This is a genomic window from Hymenobacter sp. GOD-10R (genome assembly GCF_035609205.1).
Classification (GTDB): Bacteria; Bacteroidota; Bacteroidia; order Cytophagales; family Hymenobacteraceae; genus Hymenobacter.
This window is the reverse complement of sequence record NZ_CP141184.1, coordinates 135,919-155,215: the sequence shown is the minus strand read 5'-3', so window position 1 is coordinate 155,215 and position 19,297 is coordinate 135,919. Positions and strand designations below refer to the sequence as shown.

General features: G+C 51.7%; 22 protein-coding genes. 12 read left to right on the top strand and 10 right to left on the bottom strand.

From position 1 onward, the window contains the following. Positions 1–25: 25 nt before the first annotated feature. Positions 26–586 (top strand): hypothetical protein, encoded by a 561-nt coding sequence (locus SD425_RS00660; protein WP_324674342.1) that lies wholly within the window; start codon positions 26–28, stop codon positions 584–586. A gap of 110 nt (positions 587–696) precedes the next feature. Here the strand turns inward: SD425_RS00660 and SD425_RS00655 are convergent, their stop codons facing one another. The 3 genes from SD425_RS00655 to SD425_RS00645 all read right to left on the bottom strand — a co-directional run bounded on the left by SD425_RS00655 (position 697) and on the right by SD425_RS00645 (position 2,887). Next, positions 697–1,155: a CHRD domain-containing protein gene (locus SD425_RS00655; protein ID WP_324674340.1), complete on the bottom strand. Its 459-nt coding sequence runs from the start codon at positions 1,153–1,155 to the stop codon at positions 697–699. A 432-nt stretch (positions 1,156–1,587) separates the two neighbouring features. After that, the gene (locus tag SD425_RS00650) at positions 1,588–2,103 is read right to left on the bottom strand and encodes a hypothetical protein (RefSeq protein WP_324674338.1); all 516 of its coding nucleotides are present in this window, start codon (positions 2,101–2,103) and stop codon (positions 1,588–1,590) included. 505 nt (positions 2,104–2,608) lie between these two features. Next, positions 2,609–2,887, bottom strand: coding sequence for a hypothetical protein (locus SD425_RS00645; RefSeq protein ID WP_324674336.1), 279 nt, complete (start codon positions 2,885–2,887; stop codon positions 2,609–2,611). Between the two features lie 358 nt (positions 2,888–3,245). Between SD425_RS00645 and SD425_RS00640 the strand changes: the two genes are divergently transcribed. The 3 genes from SD425_RS00640 to SD425_RS00630 all read left to right on the top strand — a co-directional run bounded on the left by SD425_RS00640 (position 3,246) and on the right by SD425_RS00630 (position 6,254). Continuing rightward, positions 3,246–4,805 (top strand): DUF2079 domain-containing protein, encoded by a 1,560-nt coding sequence (locus SD425_RS00640; RefSeq protein ID WP_324674335.1) that lies wholly within the window; start codon positions 3,246–3,248, stop codon positions 4,803–4,805. Positions 4,806–4,933: 128 nt separating this feature from the next. Then, a complete protein-coding gene (locus SD425_RS00635; protein ID WP_324674333.1) occupies positions 4,934–5,587 on the top strand; it encodes a RibD family protein in 654 nt (217 codons plus the stop codon). A gap of 73 nt (positions 5,588–5,660) precedes the next feature. Beyond that, on the top strand, positions 5,661–6,254 hold the full coding sequence (locus SD425_RS00630) for a carboxymuconolactone decarboxylase family protein (RefSeq protein ID WP_324674331.1): 594 nt from the start codon (positions 5,661–5,663) through the stop codon (positions 6,252–6,254). A 36-nt stretch (positions 6,255–6,290) separates the two neighbouring features. Here SD425_RS00630 and SD425_RS00625 read toward each other — a convergent pair whose 3' ends face one another. From SD425_RS00625 to SD425_RS00610, 4 genes are all read right to left on the bottom strand, one after another. Beyond that, the gene (locus tag SD425_RS00625) at positions 6,291–6,614 is read right to left on the bottom strand and encodes a hypothetical protein (RefSeq protein WP_324674329.1); all 324 of its coding nucleotides are present in this window, start codon (positions 6,612–6,614) and stop codon (positions 6,291–6,293) included. 255 nt (positions 6,615–6,869) lie between these two features. Continuing rightward, on the bottom strand, positions 6,870–7,271 hold the full coding sequence (locus SD425_RS00620) for a nuclear transport factor 2 family protein (RefSeq protein WP_324674327.1): 402 nt from the start codon (positions 7,269–7,271) through the stop codon (positions 6,870–6,872). A gap of 102 nt (positions 7,272–7,373) precedes the next feature. Next, entirely contained in the window at positions 7,374–7,799 is a 426-nt protein-coding gene (locus SD425_RS00615; RefSeq protein WP_324674325.1) for a hypothetical protein, read from the bottom strand. A gap of 142 nt (positions 7,800–7,941) precedes the next feature. Further along, positions 7,942–8,346, bottom strand: a complete 405-nt coding sequence (locus tag SD425_RS00610) for a nuclear transport factor 2 family protein (protein WP_324674323.1) — start codon at positions 8,344–8,346, stop codon at positions 7,942–7,944. A 369-nt stretch (positions 8,347–8,715) separates the two neighbouring features. Between SD425_RS00610 and SD425_RS00605 the strand changes: the two genes are divergently transcribed. After that, a complete protein-coding gene (locus SD425_RS00605) occupies positions 8,716–10,032 on the top strand; it encodes a TPM domain-containing protein (RefSeq protein ID WP_324674321.1) in 1,317 nt (438 codons plus the stop codon). Positions 10,033–10,121: 89 nt separating this feature from the next. Here SD425_RS00605 and SD425_RS00600 read toward each other — a convergent pair whose 3' ends face one another. After that, positions 10,122–10,748, bottom strand: coding sequence for a YhcH/YjgK/YiaL family protein (locus tag SD425_RS00600; RefSeq protein WP_324674319.1), 627 nt, complete (start codon positions 10,746–10,748; stop codon positions 10,122–10,124). A 205-nt stretch (positions 10,749–10,953) separates the two neighbouring features. Between SD425_RS00600 and SD425_RS00595 the strand changes: the two genes are divergently transcribed. The 5 genes from SD425_RS00595 (at position 10,954) to SD425_RS00575 (ending at position 16,166) form a co-directional block, all read left to right on the top strand. Further along, entirely contained in the window at positions 10,954–11,394 is a 441-nt protein-coding gene (locus tag SD425_RS00595; protein WP_324674317.1) for a hypothetical protein, read from the top strand. A 466-nt stretch (positions 11,395–11,860) separates the two neighbouring features. Further along, positions 11,861–12,154 carry a hypothetical protein gene (locus SD425_RS00590; protein ID WP_324674315.1) on the top strand — a complete coding sequence of 98 codons (294 nt, stop codon included), beginning with the start codon at positions 11,861–11,863 and terminating at the stop codon, positions 12,152–12,154. Between the two features lie 121 nt (positions 12,155–12,275). Continuing rightward, on the top strand, positions 12,276–12,827 hold the full coding sequence (locus tag SD425_RS00585) for a DUF4136 domain-containing protein (protein ID WP_324674313.1): 552 nt from the start codon (positions 12,276–12,278) through the stop codon (positions 12,825–12,827). Between the two features lie 267 nt (positions 12,828–13,094). Then, positions 13,095–14,096 (top strand): hypothetical protein, encoded by a 1,002-nt coding sequence (locus tag SD425_RS00580; RefSeq protein WP_324674311.1) that lies wholly within the window; start codon positions 13,095–13,097, stop codon positions 14,094–14,096. A gap of 1,215 nt (positions 14,097–15,311) precedes the next feature. Then, positions 15,312–16,166 carry a pirin family protein gene (locus SD425_RS00575; RefSeq protein ID WP_324674309.1) on the top strand — a complete coding sequence of 285 codons (855 nt, stop codon included), beginning with the start codon at positions 15,312–15,314 and terminating at the stop codon, positions 16,164–16,166. Positions 16,167–16,259: 93 nt separating this feature from the next. Here the strand turns inward: SD425_RS00575 and SD425_RS00570 are convergent, their stop codons facing one another. Further along, positions 16,260–16,592: a multidrug efflux SMR transporter gene (locus SD425_RS00570; RefSeq protein ID WP_324674307.1), complete on the bottom strand. Its 333-nt coding sequence runs from the start codon at positions 16,590–16,592 to the stop codon at positions 16,260–16,262. Between the two features lie 248 nt (positions 16,593–16,840). Between SD425_RS00570 and SD425_RS00565 the strand changes: the two genes are divergently transcribed. Next, positions 16,841–17,554 (top strand): haloacid dehalogenase type II, encoded by a 714-nt coding sequence (locus SD425_RS00565; protein WP_324674305.1) that lies wholly within the window; start codon positions 16,841–16,843, stop codon positions 17,552–17,554. 168 nt (positions 17,555–17,722) lie between these two features. Here SD425_RS00565 and SD425_RS00560 read toward each other — a convergent pair whose 3' ends face one another. Then, positions 17,723–18,493: a PPK2 family polyphosphate kinase gene (locus SD425_RS00560; protein WP_324674303.1), complete on the bottom strand. Its 771-nt coding sequence runs from the start codon at positions 18,491–18,493 to the stop codon at positions 17,723–17,725. Between the two features lie 144 nt (positions 18,494–18,637). Here SD425_RS00560 and SD425_RS00555 point away from each other — a divergent pair, with 144 nt between their 5' ends. After that, the gene (locus tag SD425_RS00555; protein ID WP_324674301.1) at positions 18,638–19,048 is read left to right on the top strand and encodes an acyl-CoA thioesterase; all 411 of its coding nucleotides are present in this window, start codon (positions 18,638–18,640) and stop codon (positions 19,046–19,048) included. Positions 19,049–19,297 lie beyond the last annotated feature (249 nt).

Genomic DNA, 19,297 nt, shown 5'->3' with positions numbered 1-19,297 from the left:
GTAGTGATACCCCTAGCTCACGCCTATGTTACCGCCTAGCAACAAGTCAACTGCGCCTTCACCGCTCCTGCTAGGCATCTACAATGCTGTCCCAAACGTGTTGTGGTCGGCGCTGAGCTTGATACCGCTTTGTGTCTTTTGCTACCAGCACGTGGAGCGGCCTTGGCTCTATGGTTTTTTGGTAGTCAGTCTGCTTGGCTACGCGGTGCCGGTTTCGCGGTATCGCCACTTGCAGCTGAGCCCCAAAGCGGCGACCTACCAGCGGTTGGGCGTGCCGGCACTCAACCGCTTCACCCAGCACGGCGACATCATCAATGGGCTGATTCGACGCAAGTATCCGCAGTACCGGCACGTCCGCACCCGCACTTCGCTGGCCAGCTTTGCGCGCGCTACTTACTACCAGGAGCAGTTCCACTTGGTGATGTTCGTGTTCTTCTTGCTGATTAGTGGCTATGCTGTAGTTCGTGGGTACCTAGGTTGGGCCTTGCTTCTAACCTTGCTCAACGTCTTCTACAACCTGTACCCGATGTGGCTGCAACAGTACCTCCGGCTCCGCTTACCAAAGCCGCGGAAATCGGATGGATAAGCCTTAGCCTTCCGCATGCTCTATCATGTGCGGAACGAAACAGCCCCGGTTGCTTACCTAGGTAAGCAACCGGGGCTGTTTTATAGACTTCGTCGTGCGTTGCGCAGACGTTACTTCTTCACAATGTTGCCTCGAATTTCACCGCCCGGATACGCGGGGGTGTGGAAGTTGGCGTAGAAACCGCCGTTCAGCAACAAGTCCTCATCGGCTTGGGTGAAGGTAGCGGTGCCCGTAACGGGAGAAGCCAAGCTACTGAATGGATAAATGACCGGGCCATTCGTGCCGGGAGCGCCCCGGTGCAGGTGACCGGCCGTGGGTGTGAGGCCCTGATACGTAACCGTGTAGGTTAGCACCTTGGTTGCTTTGTCGTATACGCCGGTGAACGTACCGGTGGCCGTCGAAGGGTTGGCGGGCACTTCCTGCGCGCTGTTGATGACGGCCGTCAGGTTTACCTTGGTGCTAGCCGGCGGATTGCCGATCAGGATAATCTCATCCAGCAATTCCTTACAGCCGGTGAAAGTCAGAGCGGCGGTAGCCAGCAAGGAAGCAGTGATTAGTTTTTTAAGCATTACGGTTTTGTTTGAGTGGGTTGAAAAAGGTAGGCAGTAGATTGGCAATGCGAAAAAGCAAGACCCCAGGTGGGCCGTCCGAACTAGCGTATTGCCCTGCTGAAAGCGCAACGGCAGCTTGCGCTGACGATGCAGGCTTCCTCAGGCCCTCTACAAACGACGCACTCAAGCGGCGACTATCAACTAGCTGAACTATAGAAAGGTATATAAAAAGATCAACTTTTAATTAAAATATTTATGCAAAGTACTTCTTACAAGACCTAGGTGCCACCAGTGCTGGATACTCCTAAGCAATACCCTGAAAGCAGGCATCGGCGAAGAAAGGTGCGAGTACCGCAAAAGCAGGAGCGGCAAGGTGAGCTTTTGTTTCAAGCAAAAGCTCACCTTGCCGCCGATTAGTGCTGCTGATAGCGCCAGCACGGCCAATTCCCTCTACAGCGATGCGGTAGCGACGTTTGTCTTGGGAAGGCGCGTTCTGACGGTAGAGGAGCGTAGGACAACGGAGGTTTGAGGGTTGCTTTTTACCTGCATGATATAGCGGTATTTGCTCTGGCCTACTTGCATTAGCAATGCATATTGCCCGGTTTGCAGGTCGCGGAAGTCGATGTTGCACCCATAGGCTGGCCCTTCGTAGCGCTGGTACATAAGCGTCTGCCCGGTCACGAGGCTTATCACCCGCACTTTACCAGCTCCTTGGGTGGGGTTTTGGATACGCACCCGAAAGGCAGTTTCGTTGACTTTTTGTACATCGACGGGCTTGGCTTCCTGCCCCAGCGCCGGAGAAGCGAGGCTAGCCCCACCAAGCGTTAGCAGGACGAAGGCAGCCGTCCGCACGTAACGGCGCACTGCGCTGGTAGCAGCGATGGTGGGGGCAGCAACAGCTGCCGCATGGCTAGCGGCACTGGCGGGTTGCTGATCGAGAGAAGCGGGAGTGCGGAAGTTTTTCATAGCAGTAAGTGGTAGGGAAATGAAGTGGTGTGATGTGTCTGGTTAGGTTTCACGGGCTGAGACCTGAATCATCCAGCGACGAAGCCAACCCGCCGACCTAGGTTGCTATTGCGCCGCTGATGCGTTTATCCGAACAGTGCCAGCCTCGTGATGATAGCTGTTAGCCAAACCACATACCAAACCCACAATTATCTTTATTACAGATACTTACACTAAAATCAAGCAAATCCGCCTTACTATAAATCGTCCGTTTACAGACACATCGTTCGCTTTTGATACACTCCATAAGGCGCCTTCCAGCGCCCGAACCACTACCTAGCCTCAGCGGCAGTCCGACGCGTCGATAACTGCTCCTGCTGACGCGAGAAATAGTAGGGCCAGCCTCAAAAGCACAAGTTAATCGTCGCTCGCTGTAGGACCTACCTGCTCATCCTAACCAGAGGAGCGCGCACAAAAAAGGCTTCCACAGTGGGTGGAAGCCTCAATCTGAGTAGTCTACTACTTTTTAGTGTCGACCATGGCCATGTCCATGGCCATGCCCATGACCCCGACCATAGTCGCGGGGAGCGTAATACGCGGGACCCGCTGGCACCAGCATCACGGCACGCCGTTTATACTTAGGAGCTTTGTACACCCGCACGGGCTGCACCTCGTGCACCACCACGACGCGGGGCGGCGGAGCGGGCTGGCCGATATTAATACTGATCTGTTGGGCATGAGCTGGGGCAGAGCCGAAGGCTAGGGCAGCCAGTGTCAAAGACGCGGCGGCGAAGAATGCTTTCATTGGATGGGAAATACCTAGGTTAGGAAAGGATACTAAAAGTCAAATATTAAGCCAGAGCAAACCTCGTATTTTGCTCGGAGAGAGTTGTTCCTACCAAACCTAGGCGCAGAGAATTTATAAATCTCCTGGCGCGTATTCTTGTGCATTCACCCACCAGCGGTTGAACTCCTTACTGGGTTGCTGCTCCGCCCTGCGGCTATAATCAAGCTATTGGCTTCTTTTCTGATTTAGCGCCATCTTGCTGAGCGTAGCTTCTGGCGCTATTCTCCAAGAGTTACTCCTGCTTACTTTACTTGTCCTACTTTATCCTTGCGACTGGTAGCTAGCACCTGTGTTTGGTTATTGTCATTTCCTGCTTATGTCTCTTTTATCACCCAGTAAGCCCGCAACTCGGCGCTGGCGCACTTTGTGGCTGTTCTTATTTGCACTGGCTTATGGGTCTGTCTCGCTGGTTAATCATTACAATTTTCGTACGGCCGCTCTCGACCTAGGTCTTATCGCTCAAGCCGTAGTAGACTTTGCGCACCTGCACTGGCCCCGCACGACCCTGCTTTTGGATGCACCTCCTACTTCCTTTTTGGGTCAGCATTTTAGTCTTACACCTATTTTGGCAACGCCACTCTACTACCTCGTGGGTGGGGCGTGGGCGCTGCTGCTTGTGCAGCTAGGGGCCCTGCTCCTAGGGGCTTTGGGGGTATGGCACTATGCGTATGCACAAGGCGCCAGCCCTAGTCGGGCCAACTGGGCTCTTGTCTTGTTTGCCAGTCAGTGGGGAATTTTCTCGGCCCTAAGCTTCGACTACCATGACAACGTAGTGGGGGCCATGGCTCTCCCCTGGTTAGCGCTTTGGGTTAAGCAACGGCGAGTGGGGCCGGCGCTGCTGGCTGCCTTGCTCCTGCTAGTGAGCAAAGAGAACATGGCGCTTTGGCTGGTATTTATTTTTCTCGGGTTAGCTTGGCAGCACTGGCCAAACCGAAAAGTAGTAGCGTGGCTCGGGGTGGGCGCCTTGGTTGCGTTTGGGTACTTTCTGGTAATAACCCAGTACGTGATGCCAGCCCTAGATACTACGCACCGCTCCTTCACCCAAGTAGTACGCTACGCGCACCTAGGTCCTACGCTGTCGTCCGCCGTTGGCAATGTGCTGCTTCACCCGCGGCTGCTGTGGGCCACTCTGTTCTACAACACACTCCCAGAGCCCGTGTACGACTACATCAAGGCCGAACTATGGTTTGCCCTGCTGATATCCGGCGGTTGGGCACTGTTGTGGCGACCGTGGTATGCGCTCATGTTGGTACCTATTCTGGGGCAGAAGTTGCTCTCAAATGAATACGGTTTTTGGGGCATTAACATGCAGTATTCTATCGAGTTTGCTCCTGTACTGGCGTTGGCCGTGCTCGACACACTGCAAGCGAGCCGCCCGGAACGGACCCAAAATCCTCGTCAGCCCAGAAGGAAGGATCTTAGCCGACAAGCCTGGGCGGGGGCTCTCATGGGGGCCGTCGTGTTTACGCTAGCTACCTTCTGCGACCGATACAGTAAGTGGTACAATTTGATCAACAACAATCCGCTCGTGTCGGAGCACTACGATAGTCCTTATCCGGATCGAGAGGGCCTGTATGCCGCTTTGGCTCAGGTAGAACCCGGAACACCCCTGAGCGCGACCTCCTGCCTAGTACCACACTTGCTTGACCGACGCGACACCTTCCTTTTTCCCGTGCTGCGTACAGCACGCACGGTGGCACTACTGCGCGAGCCCAACGAGCAATCGGCGTGGCCACTTAAGCCGGACGAGGCAAAAAAGGCTCTAGAACAGTTTCAGCACGATCCGAACTACCGCACCATTTACGAAGATCCTCAGCTTGTCGTGCTTACTCGAAACTTCACAGCTGCTGATTCGGCAGCTATCTGGAAGCCCTGAGCCATTTGTAAGCTAGCTCATCAGCCCTGAAATGGCACAACGTGAAAACAAGCTGCCCGTAAGTAGCCTTTCACAATCGAGCCTTTTGCGCTCAACCTAGCTTTATGAAACCTCGGGTGATTTGCCACATGATGAGTTCCCTAGATGGTCGCATCATTACCAGCCGCTGGGGCGCTACGCCCAACACCAAAGAGTACGAAACCACCGCCGCCACCTTCGACTCCCAAGCTTGGATGTGCGGACGCGTGACCATGGAAAAGGATTTCACCGAAGGCCTAGCGCCCGACCTACAACCAGTCGCCACCCCTCTCGACCGTACCGATTTTGTGGCGGAGCACGATGCGGAGTCATTCGTGGTGGCCGTGGATGCGCACGGCAAGCTAGGATGGGAATCAGCCTACATTGATGAGGAGCATATCATTGCGGTGCTTACGGAGCAGGTCAGCGATGAATACCTAGCTTATCTGCGCCGAGTGGGCGTGTCTTACGTGTTCGGCGGGGCCCAGGAACTCGACTTTGCGCGGGTGCTGGATAAGCTAGGTCAACTGTTTCCCATCCAGACCATCTTACTGGAGGGCGGCGGACACATCAATGGCTCTTTGCTAAAAGCAGGACTGGTAGATGAACTGAGCTTGCTGCACTACCCAGTGGTGGACGGCGCCGCTAGCTCGCCCACCATTTTTGAGCAGGGCGACGCGCCAGCTCGGCCATTCAAGCTATTAAGCGTCGAGCAGCGGCCGGAAGGCATTCTGTGGGCACGCTACCAGGCAGCACAACGCTAGCTAGCTCGTAGCAAACTGCCTTACCCAACGTAGCTAACCCGTTGCTTTCTATACTTATTAAATCTCTGTCTTTATGACTCCTGCTGAAAACACGCTGGGCGGGCGCCTCCTCTTGCTCGCTCCCGACAACCTCACCTCTGACCAGCACACCCTCTATACCGAGCTTAAAGCGACCATGGTGCCCTGGGCTAAAAAATCAGGTTTCCAAGCTGAAACCTCCGATGAGCGGCTAATCGGCCCATTCAATTCCATGCTGCGCAGTCCGTTGATCAGCAAAGCCCTAATGAGCGTAACGGCGGCCGAAGGAGCCCACACGGAGCTAAGTGAAAAGGTGCGACAAGTGGTCATTCTAACCGTAGGCGCGGCTTGGCAAGCCGCGTACGAACTGTACGCGCACGTGGCGGTAGCGGAGAAAGCCGGAATCGACGAACACAAAATTCAGTTGCTGGCAGCTGGGCAGAAGCCAGAAGGCATGTCGATTGAAGAAGATGTAGCGTACGACTTTACGCACCAGCTCACAACAACGCACCAGATTGACCCAACACTCTATGAGCGGGCCCGCGTGACTTTCGGGGAGAAAGGACTTGTTGACATGATCTACTTGGCGGGCCAATACATGACCATCAGCGGTTTGCTCAATACGTTCGCGGTGCCGGCACCTAGCTAGCATAGTAGCCAAAACTTGGGTGCTGCGGCTAGCTCCTTAAGGTCGCTTCTTTTGCGACCGAGTCGGTGTTGCGCGGCGGCTTGCCCCAGTGCTGGTGAGTGTATCAACCGGACCGGCTGTCACTTTACCACTTGGGATGTACGGCTGGGGCAGTACTCCATTGGGGCGTACTTGCGTTGGCATCGGCAGCGGCTCTGCTTTCCCTTGTCCTACCCCATTGGGCAACGTTACGCCAGGCAATGGGCTCACGCGCTCAGTTGGGTTGCGCTGCGTGGGCGTAACCGGAGCACTGCTTTGCGCATGAGTTGCACTGGTGGCAAAGCCAATCAGGAGCAAAGAGAGGGTAAGATGGCGCAACATGGCTTGCAAGAATAAGGAGTGGCTGGGCGGAAAACACTGGTGTTAGGCCTACACCTCTAGCTAGATAGTAGGAGGTAAGCAAACAAGCACTAATGACCGGTGACACTTTGCGTACGGCTAGCAACAAGCCTTAGTTCAGTCAAATACCGCCGGCCCGCCAACAAAAACCGCCTCGTATTACGGATACGAGGCGGCTACTCTGTTTATCGTTGCTTAGCATGTACTGTTTAGCTTGCTAAGATGCTATTCTTCAGCTTAAAGCGTATCAAAGCAAGGGTAACGTCGCTGCCGGTAAATCTTTCCATCTTTGAATTCAAAGATCAGGCAAAGCTGCGCGGAAACCCGTTGTCCGCGCACGACGGGTAGCTTATCGTTGGTCAAGGTAGCTTGCCAGACGCCTTCTATCTGCACACTGCCATCAGGGTAAAACTGAGTGTGCTGCACCTCGAAGCTAGGGTCGCGTAGGAGCTCACGCCCAGCCCGAACATTCGTGATAATGTCATCGAACGAGCGGCGCTGAATGGTCTTAAAAAACATATTCGGAAATTCTACTTGCTCAACTTCCGGGTGCAACACGGTAGCATACGCGGCAGGATCGACGCTGAAATTCTGGATTAGTTGAAAATACTCCTCGAGAATAGCGAGTGGATTGTTCATGAGAGGGAAAAACGGTAACGCTATTAGATATGCAAAAGGGCAAAATAGCAACTAGTTATGATGGATGGCTTGTACTTCGATGCATGTATGCTACCCTCAGCCTCATTGATGCGGAGAGCTAGGTTGTTGTAGTAGCCACTGTATAGCTTCGGCTTCGGTATCGAACGACCGATAAACCAGCGGCAAGCCTTTTACCTGCGTGGTGATGTAGGCCGTGGCAAGGCGCACCAGCACTTCGCGCGAAACCACAACGGCTCCGTGGCGGTATCCTCCCTCCTGCACAGCTTGTGGCAGCCATTCTTGGGCAACCCAGCTTTGCTCTTGGGCGGAAAAAGACTGCATACCTACTTGGTTTACCAAGATCCGGCTCCACCCGTAGCGTTGTAAGCCGCGCTGCATCTGGGTGAATAATGCCCGCGTATCGTCGAACCCACGTGGGTGGCTGTACCAGTTAGCCCGCAAAAACCCAGCAGGGTCCTCCAACAGCTGGCCTGCAGCATTCTGAAAGTAAAGGTTCGGTAATCTCATGTTCCTGATGCCCCGCAAAGATACCACCTTTCTATAGGCATGGTTTCATTTACGTGCGTGCAAAACGACGATAGGGGCATTCCCTGAATGTGGCGATACGTGCTGAGTGACCTAGCAACGCCCAGTTGTTCGTGGCTATTTTCTAGGCCTGGTCGTAGCAGATATACTGACGATGACGATAAATTTTCCCATCAACCAAATCGAAAATTGAGCAAATCTGGGCGCTCAAGCGCTGGCCCCGCATCGCAGGACCTAGGTCGTTGGTGAAGGTAGCCTCCCAGCGGCCTTCTATCAGCACGCTGGCCTCCGTACTCGATGACACAATGCGCTGTAGCTCGTAGTGGGTATCCCGCAACAGCTCCCGGCCAGCGCGTAGGTTATCTACAATCTCTTCGAAGTTGCGGTGCTGCACGGTCTTGCTAAACAGGTTCGGATACTCTGTTTGCTGAACTTCGGAGTGCAGGACCTCAGCGTAAGCCGCTGAATCGACGGTGAGGTGTTGTGCAAGATTGAAGTAGGTAGTAATTACGTCAATATACTCGCTCATGAGTGGGTATTATAGTGAAAACAGAATTGAAGATACAAGAAGGGTGTACTTAGTTCTTATCCTTCTTCACAGATTCTTCCTCATAAACCCATCTGTAGAACTGGCTCATAAAATAGTTGTTTGGGGTCACCACGAATATGTTTGCTCGTTCCTAACGGGTTAGGGATATCAGAACGTATATACAGCGCTCCTTCTATCAAAAATAAAGCTAGCTCGCTATAGTATTGACGCGAGGAAAGGGCTACTACCTTTTGAAAGGCAATCAGCAAAACTAGCCTAAACGCACAAACAACGGATAGCCACTTGCTTATAAAAAGCGTAAAAGGCAAACAGAAACAAGGTTTACTCTCTCACTTTACCTTTCTCGCCATGTATCGTTTCTTCTTTGTCTTGTTGCTGCTAGTGTCGGCTGGGCTTGGCTCACCGACTGCTTGGGCTCAATCATCCACGCAAGGGTTGCCCGCCCGACCATCGCCCTTTCGCTTCGTGACTGACGAAGCCAGCCTTTTGAGCGCCGCCGACGCCAAAACATTGGAAAGCGGCCTACGCCGCTATGCCGACAAAACCGGTACGCAGATCGTAGTCGTAACAGTGCCCACCCTTGGCGGCCGCGAGGTAGCCGACTATGCCCGTGCCGTGGGCGAATCGTGGGGCGTAGGGCAGCGCGACAAAGACAACGGGGTCGTGTTGCTCCTTGCTGGCAAGGAGCATAAAGTGTCCATTCAGGCTGGATCTGGGCTTCGTGACCGAATCACGCCCGCTGTTGTTTCGAGCGTTATCAACGAAAAAATGACCCCTAGCTTCAAGCAAGGCAACTACTTCGCTGGATTGCGGGCTGGATTGAATACCCTCATGGCAGCAACTGATCCGAACCCGCGCAAAGAGCAGCCGCAGACTAATGCGGCAACAGCCGCGGGGGCTAGCGCTGCCAACGACGCAGCACTAGATAACGACCTAGCTACCTCCTCTGCTCAACCGGAAGCAGCACCCTATTCGCCAACGGCTACTACAGGTGATGCCAGTAGCGCTAGCCCTTCGGCTGGTATAGGTATGGGTACCCTCTTAATTGGTGCTTTAGTTATTGGCGGCGTCATTTGGCTCCTGGTGCGCATGTTTCGGCGCCGCTCCGATAGCACGCCTACGCGCGAAACGCCTAACTTCTACCCCAATAACCCTGGTAACCAAGGTGGCAACTACAATCGTGGCCCCGCAGGACCGCAGGGCAATGGCTCCGCGCCTAACTTCTATCCTAATCAGCCCGGTGGTATGGGCAACATGGGGGGTATGGGAAATATGGGTGGTGGAGGCAGTGGCATCGGCGGCATTCTGGCGACGGGCGCCGCGGCAGCTGCCGGTGCTTACCTCGGCAACCGTATGGCGTCGGGCGGGCATGACACGACTGGCAGCGGCCTTTCGGAAGCAGGCCTAGGTGGTGCCCATAGCAACCTCAATCCACCTACCAACTATAGCGGCACGCCGTCAGGCGAGTTTCCTGCTCTCGGCGGAGCTGCCGGCGCGGGCAATGACTACAGCAGTGCTGAGCCCAACTACTTCTCTAACGATGCCAGCACGGATGACTCAGGCGACTACTTTTCCGCCGATGATAACTCCTACGACGACACCTCATCGGACGACGTAGGCGGAGGCGGCTTCGATGACAACAGCGATAACAGCGGTTCGTGGTAACTACTTCGTTTCGCGCTCAATGACAAACGGCCGCCAGCATTCATTGCTAGTGGCCGTTTTGTTATCAGATCATTTTATTGGTCAGCTTCCTAGGTGCCTGCTACCCGAATTTTGAAGACCACCTTCTTCACCACGTCATAGCCCTCTACTTTGATAGAAGGACGGTGACCGTTTTGGGGGAAAAACAAATAGAAAGTACCTGGCTCTGCTACATAGTATCTGCCGCTACCGCCGCTGTAGTGGGCCACATCTTTCGCATCGTTGTACGGATCGGTTACGGTTAGCTTCGGCAAGGCTTCTACGCCCATTTTCTCCTTGCCACGCACGATGTACTGCAAATCGATGTACTTCTTGTGCGACTCCCACTGGGTCTTATCGAACTCCTTGGAGGTAGGCTCCGTCACCGACAAGGTCAGCTGGTCGCCATCAATCTTGGAAGAGCCGTTGGGCAGCGTCGCTAGGTCGTGGTCGCGCATATAGGCAAAGGCCTCATCCCAGATGGCTTTGTTCGCTTGGTATTGCTTGGCAAATTCTACGGCATCTACGTCTGAATATACGTCGAGCTTCAGGCCATTCTTCCAGCTTCCTGCTTTTACCCATTGCTCGGCCCGTTTCGGAGTCCATTCGCCACCGGAGGTTGCTACTTTGGAAGAGCAGGAAAACAAGAGAAGCGTTGCGAGCAGCACGGGCAGCGGTTTTAAGCTGTAGTGGTTCATGGTGGGCAGCTAGAAGTAAGTGTTGTCCGTAAAAGTAGCTAGCCAAAACTTATTTACTAATACCTGCTCACCGACAAGAAGAATGATGTGAACGGGTTAACCCAACGGCCTGTTCGACGCTTACTTTGGCAAGTGAGGGGTGCTACAACCTGTGCGCGTAAGCTGCGTAGAGCTTTACATGGCCCCCTTTAGTTGTGGCTTTTTCATGGCTGATACCATCCTCGTTTCAGAGCCTTACGGAGCCGTTCTACTTGCCCCGGAAGTACCCTGCATTATTATCCAGTGGCATAGCTTTGCAAATCGCCACCAGTTTAGCTCCCTTATGGACCGCGCGTTGGCGGCTTACCAAGCCGAAAGCGCTCGGCACTCAGCGCCTATCGGGTGGATAGCGGATTCTCGCCAACTCAGCGCCCTCACGCCCGACGACCAAGCATGGTGCGACAATGATTGGAACCCTCGCGCCTATGCTGCTGGCGTACGTTACATTGGCATTGTAATTCCGGAGAGTATTTTTGGCAAAATCGCAGTGCAACAATACGTTACTAACGTGCTGCACAACGATCGGTATACTTTCGCGACGCGCACGTTCTCTAATGTAAGCGAAACCAAAGAGTGGCTTAAACAAGTACTGCCAGTCACTTCTTAGCTAGCCTAAATTCTTGGCTCACAAGCTACTATTGCTTACTTATGCCTTCCAGGTGTACTACTTGAGCCTACGCGGAACAGAAGCGACTTATTGGCAACAAAGTACTCATGCTAGGTTCTACCTCTACACTACATAGCTAGCGTCCGACGTACTTAGGCAACTACAGAAGCTAACATCAGACTATTTGCTGGCTATATACTGCTTGTGGCTGTGTTCACACGCACATAAAATATGTTTTTTAATATATTTAAAATTATTTTTATCTATACTCAGTAGTAAGCGAAGGAGATTTTTTGCGGCGTAACATATTACATAATAGCTATTTACACACTACCGTGAGCATCAACACAGGATGACTTTTCTTATCACTTCACCTAATAATGACAACGACACAACTATTTCATACGCATTAAGTACAAAATATTATCTGTATCTTACCATAAACAAAGCATAGTCCAGCATCTATATGACAGCTAGTCTTCTTTTCAACGAACATGAATCGTCGACCTTAGTCGAACAATTTCAAAACCAGGATTACCATCAGTTTTCGTATACCATCATCCGGAAAACGCTGGAAGCCAAGAACTACAACGAGCACGAACCGCTGGTTGTAAATGCCCTGATGGAGGTGATGAACAACGTACTAGACAACTTTAAGCAGCTTGAAGCCGATAAGGATGCCATTCTGAATCTTTCCGTGGGCTTATATAAGCTTCTCCTTCAGGTAGAGTGCGTAGAAGCTGATCCATTGGCGAACTAAATGTGGCTAGCCAGCGCCATTAGCAGCGAGATGCGATAACGAAAACAGCAGGCGGCGCGTTAGGTCTCAGAAAGCGCGTCTAGACCAGACTAGGCAGCTTCCACCAGCCTTGCTGACTGCTATGAAAAAAGCGTTGCTCTTGCTCCCGCTGCTGTTGGCGGCCTGCTCGCCAACCCGGGTAGTCTCTACCGATGCCCAACCAGGCGTAGATTTTACAACCTACAAAACCTACAATTTCTTGGACGTCACGGCGCGCAGCGAGGCTGTTCTCCCGGGACCAGGTGGCGTGACGTACCAGCTGAAAGAGGCCGTAGCCGCGCAGCTCCAGCGCCGTGGCTATCGTCAGGCTGCGCAGCCTGAGTTGTGGGTTAACATCGGGGTAGTGGTGCAAGACCGAGTCCAAACCCGCCAAACCGACATTCGTGATGCACCTCGTTATATTGGGCAGCGTAACTATCACTGGCAGAGCCAAGAGGTAGTCGTGAACCAATATGAAGAAGGCACTGCGACGGTGGAAATCGTTGATGCGGCACGTAACGAGCGAATCTGGAGCGGTGCAGTAGCTAGCACCATCACTCGAAATAGCGACAAGTTGGAAAAACGCATTGAGCAAGCCATGGAGTCGCTCTTTGCTCGTTATCCTGTGCCGCCTACGCAGCAAAGACAGCCGTAAGCTAGGTCATAAAAGTTGCTCTGGCCTGGCACTAGTAGCCAGCAACCGTGTGTTGTGCAGTAGTTCACACACGGTTATTCTAGGAGTTCTTGGCTGTTGGCTACTAAGTTTTTAACACGTCTATTTTTTAGTTTGCCGCTGAGTAGGCACTTGGCGGCAGCTAGGCTTCAGGCAAGCTATTGGCTCTTGTTGGTAGTAGCTGGAGTAAGCCTGGGAGCCACTAACAGTTCAGTGGGTCGGGAACCTATCGTACTGCATGCCGCTCCTTTGGCATTCACTCCCCGAGAGTTTTACATAGCAGACGTCGTTGATGAACGACGCGACCGGACAGCCATAGCGTATTTGTTGCCTGCTCCGCTTCCTGCGGGTGCCCCCACCCCACAACCCAGCGATTTGCAAGGAGGTACTCGCGCCGCTATCCAGCAGTTTATCCGGCAGAGCCTACCTGCCGACAAAAGTCTGCGTCCGCTTACTATTCGCTTGCAAGAGTACCAGCTTACCGAAACCCTCGTGCCGGGCTCCACCGCGCAGGTAGAAGGTAAGGTGACTTTGGTCATGCACTTCGAATGGGAACGTAATGGCAAAACCATCCCTTTAACGGACTATCGTGGCTCGGCTAGGTACACACGGCCAGTCCAGCAGCGCATTGCTGCGGAGGCAGTATTGCGCCAGTCATTAGTAACGGGGCTAACTTATTTGAACACCTGGATCAACCAAGAGGCCCCACGTAGTAGCAAGTTAGCAACCAACCTTAAGCTAGCTTTCACGGACTACACGCAGAACACTGAAGAAGACACCATCTTTTACGACTCAGCACGGCCGCTCACGTGGGCTGATTTTCGGGGTGCTCCTCGTCCGGGTAAGGCGGCGGCAGTTGTCTATTCTAGCTTTGCCTACCAAGGCCTCCCAACTATTGAGCAGGGGCAAGTACACTTGAATCTCAACCTGAAAGTATTCGTTGTTCGAAGTTCTTCTTGGGTATCACCTACAGGGCGCGATGCGTACAACCTTAATCACGAACAGCGGCATTTCGATATTGTGAAGCTGGTAGTTGAACGCTTCAAACAGCACATAAAAAACGACCCGCTCATCAACGTTGATTATTACCAGGGTAATCTGCAGTACCAGTATTTGCAATCCTTTCGGGAAATGAACCGCTTGCAAGATCAGTATGATGCCGAAACCCAAGGCAGCCCAATGGCGCAGGAGCGCTGGAATCACTCTATTGATGAAGAACTGCGTGCTTATGGCGTAAAAGCCAAGTCGTAACGACCTAGCTTTTACGCCTCATAAACAACTTGCAATTACTTGCTCAATGAGGTGTGCCGACGTCGCTGTACCGGAGTGGTATGAGTGCGGCGCTTACCCGACCGTTTGAAGAATCGCCGGGAACGGTGTCGGCGAGAAGAACCTCGGTACTTCTTGTAGCTAGGGCGGTGTACGTATACCCGTCCTTTGGCTTTTGCCCGGGCATAGGGAGTACCGGGCCCAGCCAATAACGATTGTGGCACAAGCCACAGTAAGAGGCAAAATAATAGCAGAATCTTATGCATACTGAGAAAGATAGGATTCTCACCTTAGCGCAAAAGGTATACCCAACCCTGTGCTGTACCGATATATAGCTCTCAGATGCTACTTCTCTGCTCAATGTGCTTAGGCGACTTACGTGTCAAAAAATGTGTATACAATTAAAAAACAATGACTTATCATTGTCAAATCTTTGATAGAAGATATCAGCAGCAGATACACAACATCTTCTTTTTAGCGCCAATTAAGTTTTATAAACAAAAAATATAACTATTTCTAACACTACATACTTATCCTATATATTTTCAAAAAATATAAATTTATTTTTAGCAATTAAACTACTGAATTTCAATAATATATATAATTTATATTGTATAATATTTATAAAAGAGGGCAACCTTTTAATTAGGACAATTTTGTTTCCTGATCTCTCCTTTGTATTATTGTTATATGATGACTCTCCTACTAATCCTAGCAACGTCCTACTGGACTTACTGCAGCTTTTTCTCTGTGTTCGTGCTAGTTGCGCTTTATCTTGAGAAGAAGAAAATGGATCGTAGTGCAGAGGCTTCCAACTACCAAGAAGTATGGCATAGCCACGCTTCAGAGCTCACTAACCAAGAAGCGGCGTATGGTTTAGAGCCGGTGTACGTCCGTAAGTAGATACGCTACCATTTGGCAGGTCATTAATTACAAAAAAGCTGGCTGACCGGTTTTTGCACCACGCGTGCGGAGACCGGTCAGCTAGTTTTTAGAAGGTTCGTACGCAGCGCTTGAGATTCTAGTTTGTAAGTCAAACTGACCATCAATCGTACTTCAAATACTCTTCGCCTTTTTCGCACCGGCCGCTACGCGTTGTTGAGCAAGAAGCAACCTAGCTAGCTTAGTTTCTGAAAACTATCTGTTGGGGTCCGTAGTATTGGCATAACCTTCTTTCGCTTTAGAACTGATATTGCTATGCGTACCATTAAGCAACAGCACCAGGCCGTCAATGCTCCTATCGACAACTTGGTTACCTACCGTGCCTTGCCCACCCAATCGGTGGAACACCTGGATCCATTCCTATTTTTGAACCATCATGGTCCGCAACGGTATGCGCCCAACAACCGCGGCCTACCTTTCGGTCCGCACCCGCACCGAGGCTTCGAAACCGTGACATTCATCCTGGCCGGCGACATCATGCACCAAGATACCGGCGGCCATGAAAGCATCATTGAGGCTGGCGGTATCCAATGGATGACGGCTGGCAGCGGTCTAATTCACGCGGAAATATCGTCTCCCGCCTTCAAACGGACGGGTGGCGACTTAGAAATTCTTCAGCTTTGGGTCAACCTACCAGCTAAGGATAAGCTCACGGAGCCCCGGTATATTGGCTTGCAAACACCCGAAATACCAACCATCACACTCGACGATGGCCGCGTGCAAGTCCATGCGGTGTCGGGCGAATGGAACGGCACGAAAGGCGCTATTCAACCCTTGGCAGACGTTCAGCTAGCTACTATTGAGTTGCAAGCGGGTGGCAAGCTTGAGCTAACCATTCCAGCTAGCCACACTATTTTCTTTTACACCATTCGGGGTCAACTGCGGGTCAATGGGCAAGAAACCACGGCGCGCCGCCTCGTAGAATTCAACTACGATGGCGACGATTTGCACTTAGAAGCCCTTAGCGATGCCGTTGTCCTCCTAGGGCATGCTCAGCCCTTCAACGAACCGATTGTGGCGTACGGTCCCTTCGTAATGAATACATCCGAAGAGATCGAGCAGGCTTACAGTGAATATCGCGCTGGTAAATTTGGCACTTGGAAGGGATAAGCAGCTGCACCCGATGTGTATCCTAGGTCTTCTAAGATACACATTGGGTGTTATATCCATCTTTTAAGGCAATGATTTACGTGTGTACACCGATTAATGCCCAACCGACTTCCCAAGTAGGTTGATAACGATGACTCCCGCGACGATTAGCCCCATCCCCACTAGGGTGGCTGCGTCTGGTAATTGCTTATAGAGTACTACTCCAACCAACGTCACTAAGACAATACCAATCCCTGACCAGATAGCATAGGCAGTACCAACAGGGATAGTACGCAAGGCAATGCTGAGAAAGTAAAAGGCTGTACAATACCCTACAACGACCAGGATACTAGGCAACAGCTTCGTAAACCCATTAGAGGCTTTGAGCGCCGAAGTGGCAACAGTTTCCGCTACAATAGCGATGAGTAACATCAACCAGGTCTTCATAAGCAGTTCAAATTCTAAGTAAGCAACTGCTTCGACAGTGTCAGGTTTTGGATAAAGTAAAAGATAACAGTGTACACATGTACATCATTGCCTCTTTAAAAGGTTGTCACGTACTTATACTACGTAAGGCTCTTCTTTTACACCTAAGTATCTGCCCTGTTTAGCACTACTGTTCTGTTGCGGCAGTTACTACTACTCGGTTCAGGATAATAGCAAGAGCATAGCCATTTTCTATACTAACGGTCGCCATGCCCACTTCTCTATCGCTAACGCCGCACTTTGCACCAGTCACCCGCTCTGCCAAAGTAATTTTCCTTGATGTCAATGGCACCTTGCTCGATATGAGTAAGGTAAAAAAGGCTGTCATTAAGGCCTTCGGCAACAAGCAAGCCTTCGACCAATGGTTTTTGCTGTTGTTGCAGCATTCTTTGGTGGACACTGTTACAACTAACTATCATCCTTTCAATATAATCGGAGAGGCCGCACTGGATATGACTGCGGCTATGTTAGAAGAGAAGCCGCTCAAACTGAGCAAGAAGCAGGAAATTATAGCGCTTATGCAGCAGCTGGATGCCTACCCTGACGTACCAGCCGGCTTGGAGCACCTTTTACAGGCAGGCTATCGGCTCATTGCGCTCACCAATTCTCCTAAATCTGTGCTCGATCAGCAGCTACAGCATGCCGGTATCATCGGCTACTTTGAGCAAGGGTTAAGCATTGATAGCATTCAACGCTATAAGCCTCACCCTGAAACCTATCATACGGCAGCGCGGCAGGTAGGCGTTGCTCCTGAAGAAGCTATCATGATTGCTGCGCACGGCTGGGATGTGGCTGGCGCGTTGTGTGCCGGTCTGAAAGCCGGTTTTGTTGCCCGGCCCAACCAAACGCTCTATCCACTTGCTCCAGCACCAACCTACACCGGTAAGACCTTGTTGGAAGTAGCACAGCAAATTGCTTATTAGCCCGATACCAACAGGATCCTACCTAGGTGCCACTTACCGAATAGAGCCTTGCTACGACGTAGCAAGGCTCTATTCGGTAAGTGGCTTTAGCGGATGTAGATGTGCACCGAAGCGGGCTAGGTCGGCGTAACCAGCTGACTTGCTAAACTCAATCAGGCACCAGCGGCCCTACGCTGGACGCTCATACTTAGACGGCGGATACTGCGGATCTAGCTTGCGGAGCGTATCGCGGAGTTCATTGGCGACAAAGTACGCCTTGTACCAATTTTGGTCGGCGGGCACTAAGTGCCATGGGCAGGAGTCCGGGCTGCAATGCTTAAATACGTCTTCGTACACGTCGCGGTACTGGGGCCACTGTTTGGCTTTGTCTTCATCACCAGACTCGTACTTCCACTGCTTAGCAGGGTCGCTGACGCGCTCGGCAAGGCGCTTGCGCTGCGCATCTTCCGAAACGTGTAAGTAGAATTTCAACACGGTTGTGCCCGCATCCTGCAATAGCTTTTCAAAGGCGTTGATATGTGCAAATCGCCGCTTAGCCTCTTTGTCATCGATAATCCCCGTCACGCGCGTCACGAGTACATCTTCGTAGTGCGAGCGGTTGAATATCTGGATCATGCCGCGGCCAGGCGTCTGGGCGTGTACGCGCCACAAAAAGTCGTGCGCCAGTTCCTCCTTGGTGGGCTCTTTAAAGGAATGAACTGTGATGCCTTGCGGATTGAGGCCGCTGAACACTTTCCGAATTAGTCCATCCTTGCCACTGGCATCCATACCTTGTAGGACAATCAGCACGCTGCGGCGGTTTTCGGCATAGAGTCGTTTTTGCAGTTCGATCAACTCCTGCCGGATTCGCTCCATGTCGCGGACGGCTGCTTCTTTGTGGCAATCCTTCGGAGAACGAGTTGATACTTTGAGCAGATCGTAAGCGCTGGGCGTCTTCATATTATCTAGGATTCGGAAAGATGTACAATACGCAACAAGCCTCATCCATGGCTATTCTCGCCTAATTTTCTTGGGCGTAGTCAAACAGTTCTTGTTCGTTCTTGCTTGTGCAACCAACCCTTTTTCACTTTACCTTCTTTCCTCATGGCCGAAACCGACCTTTCCACTCCTGAACTCGCCGAAAAGATAGTACGCTCTGAAACTCGCATTTTTAAAGCTGTTTTTCCGAATACGACCAACCATTACGATACCCTTTTTGGTGGTACTACGCTGCTTATGATGGACGAAGTGGCATTCATCACCGCCACACGCTTTAGTCGGCTGAAAATGGTAACGGTCTCTTCCGAACGTGTCGATTTTACGCATCCTATTCCCGGCGGTACGCTCGTTGAGCTAATCGGCACAGTTGTAAGAGTCGGCAGCACCAGTCTGCAAGTGCGCGTGGAGCTATTTGTGGAGCAGATGTACTCGGAAGAGCGGGAGAAAGCCGTAGCAGGTCTGTTTACTTTCGTCGCTGTTGATCAGGACAAGAAGCCAGTAAGAATTCTTCCGTAGCAGAGCATCACCTAGGTTCAGATGGATGAACCGCCGTTTGAACCTAGGTAGCAATCTGGCTCGAGCAATGCGTCTGTGTTAGTGATGCCTATAGATAAAATATCATATTTGGGAGGACTTGTTGCTAACCATAGTTGAGCTTATCCGTAAGTTTTACGCTCTAAACTTGTTCGCAGATTAGCCTACTATCTTAACTTTATCTAATTTTAAACTCATTACATCCTACCCTCAACTCTACGTACCGTCTTA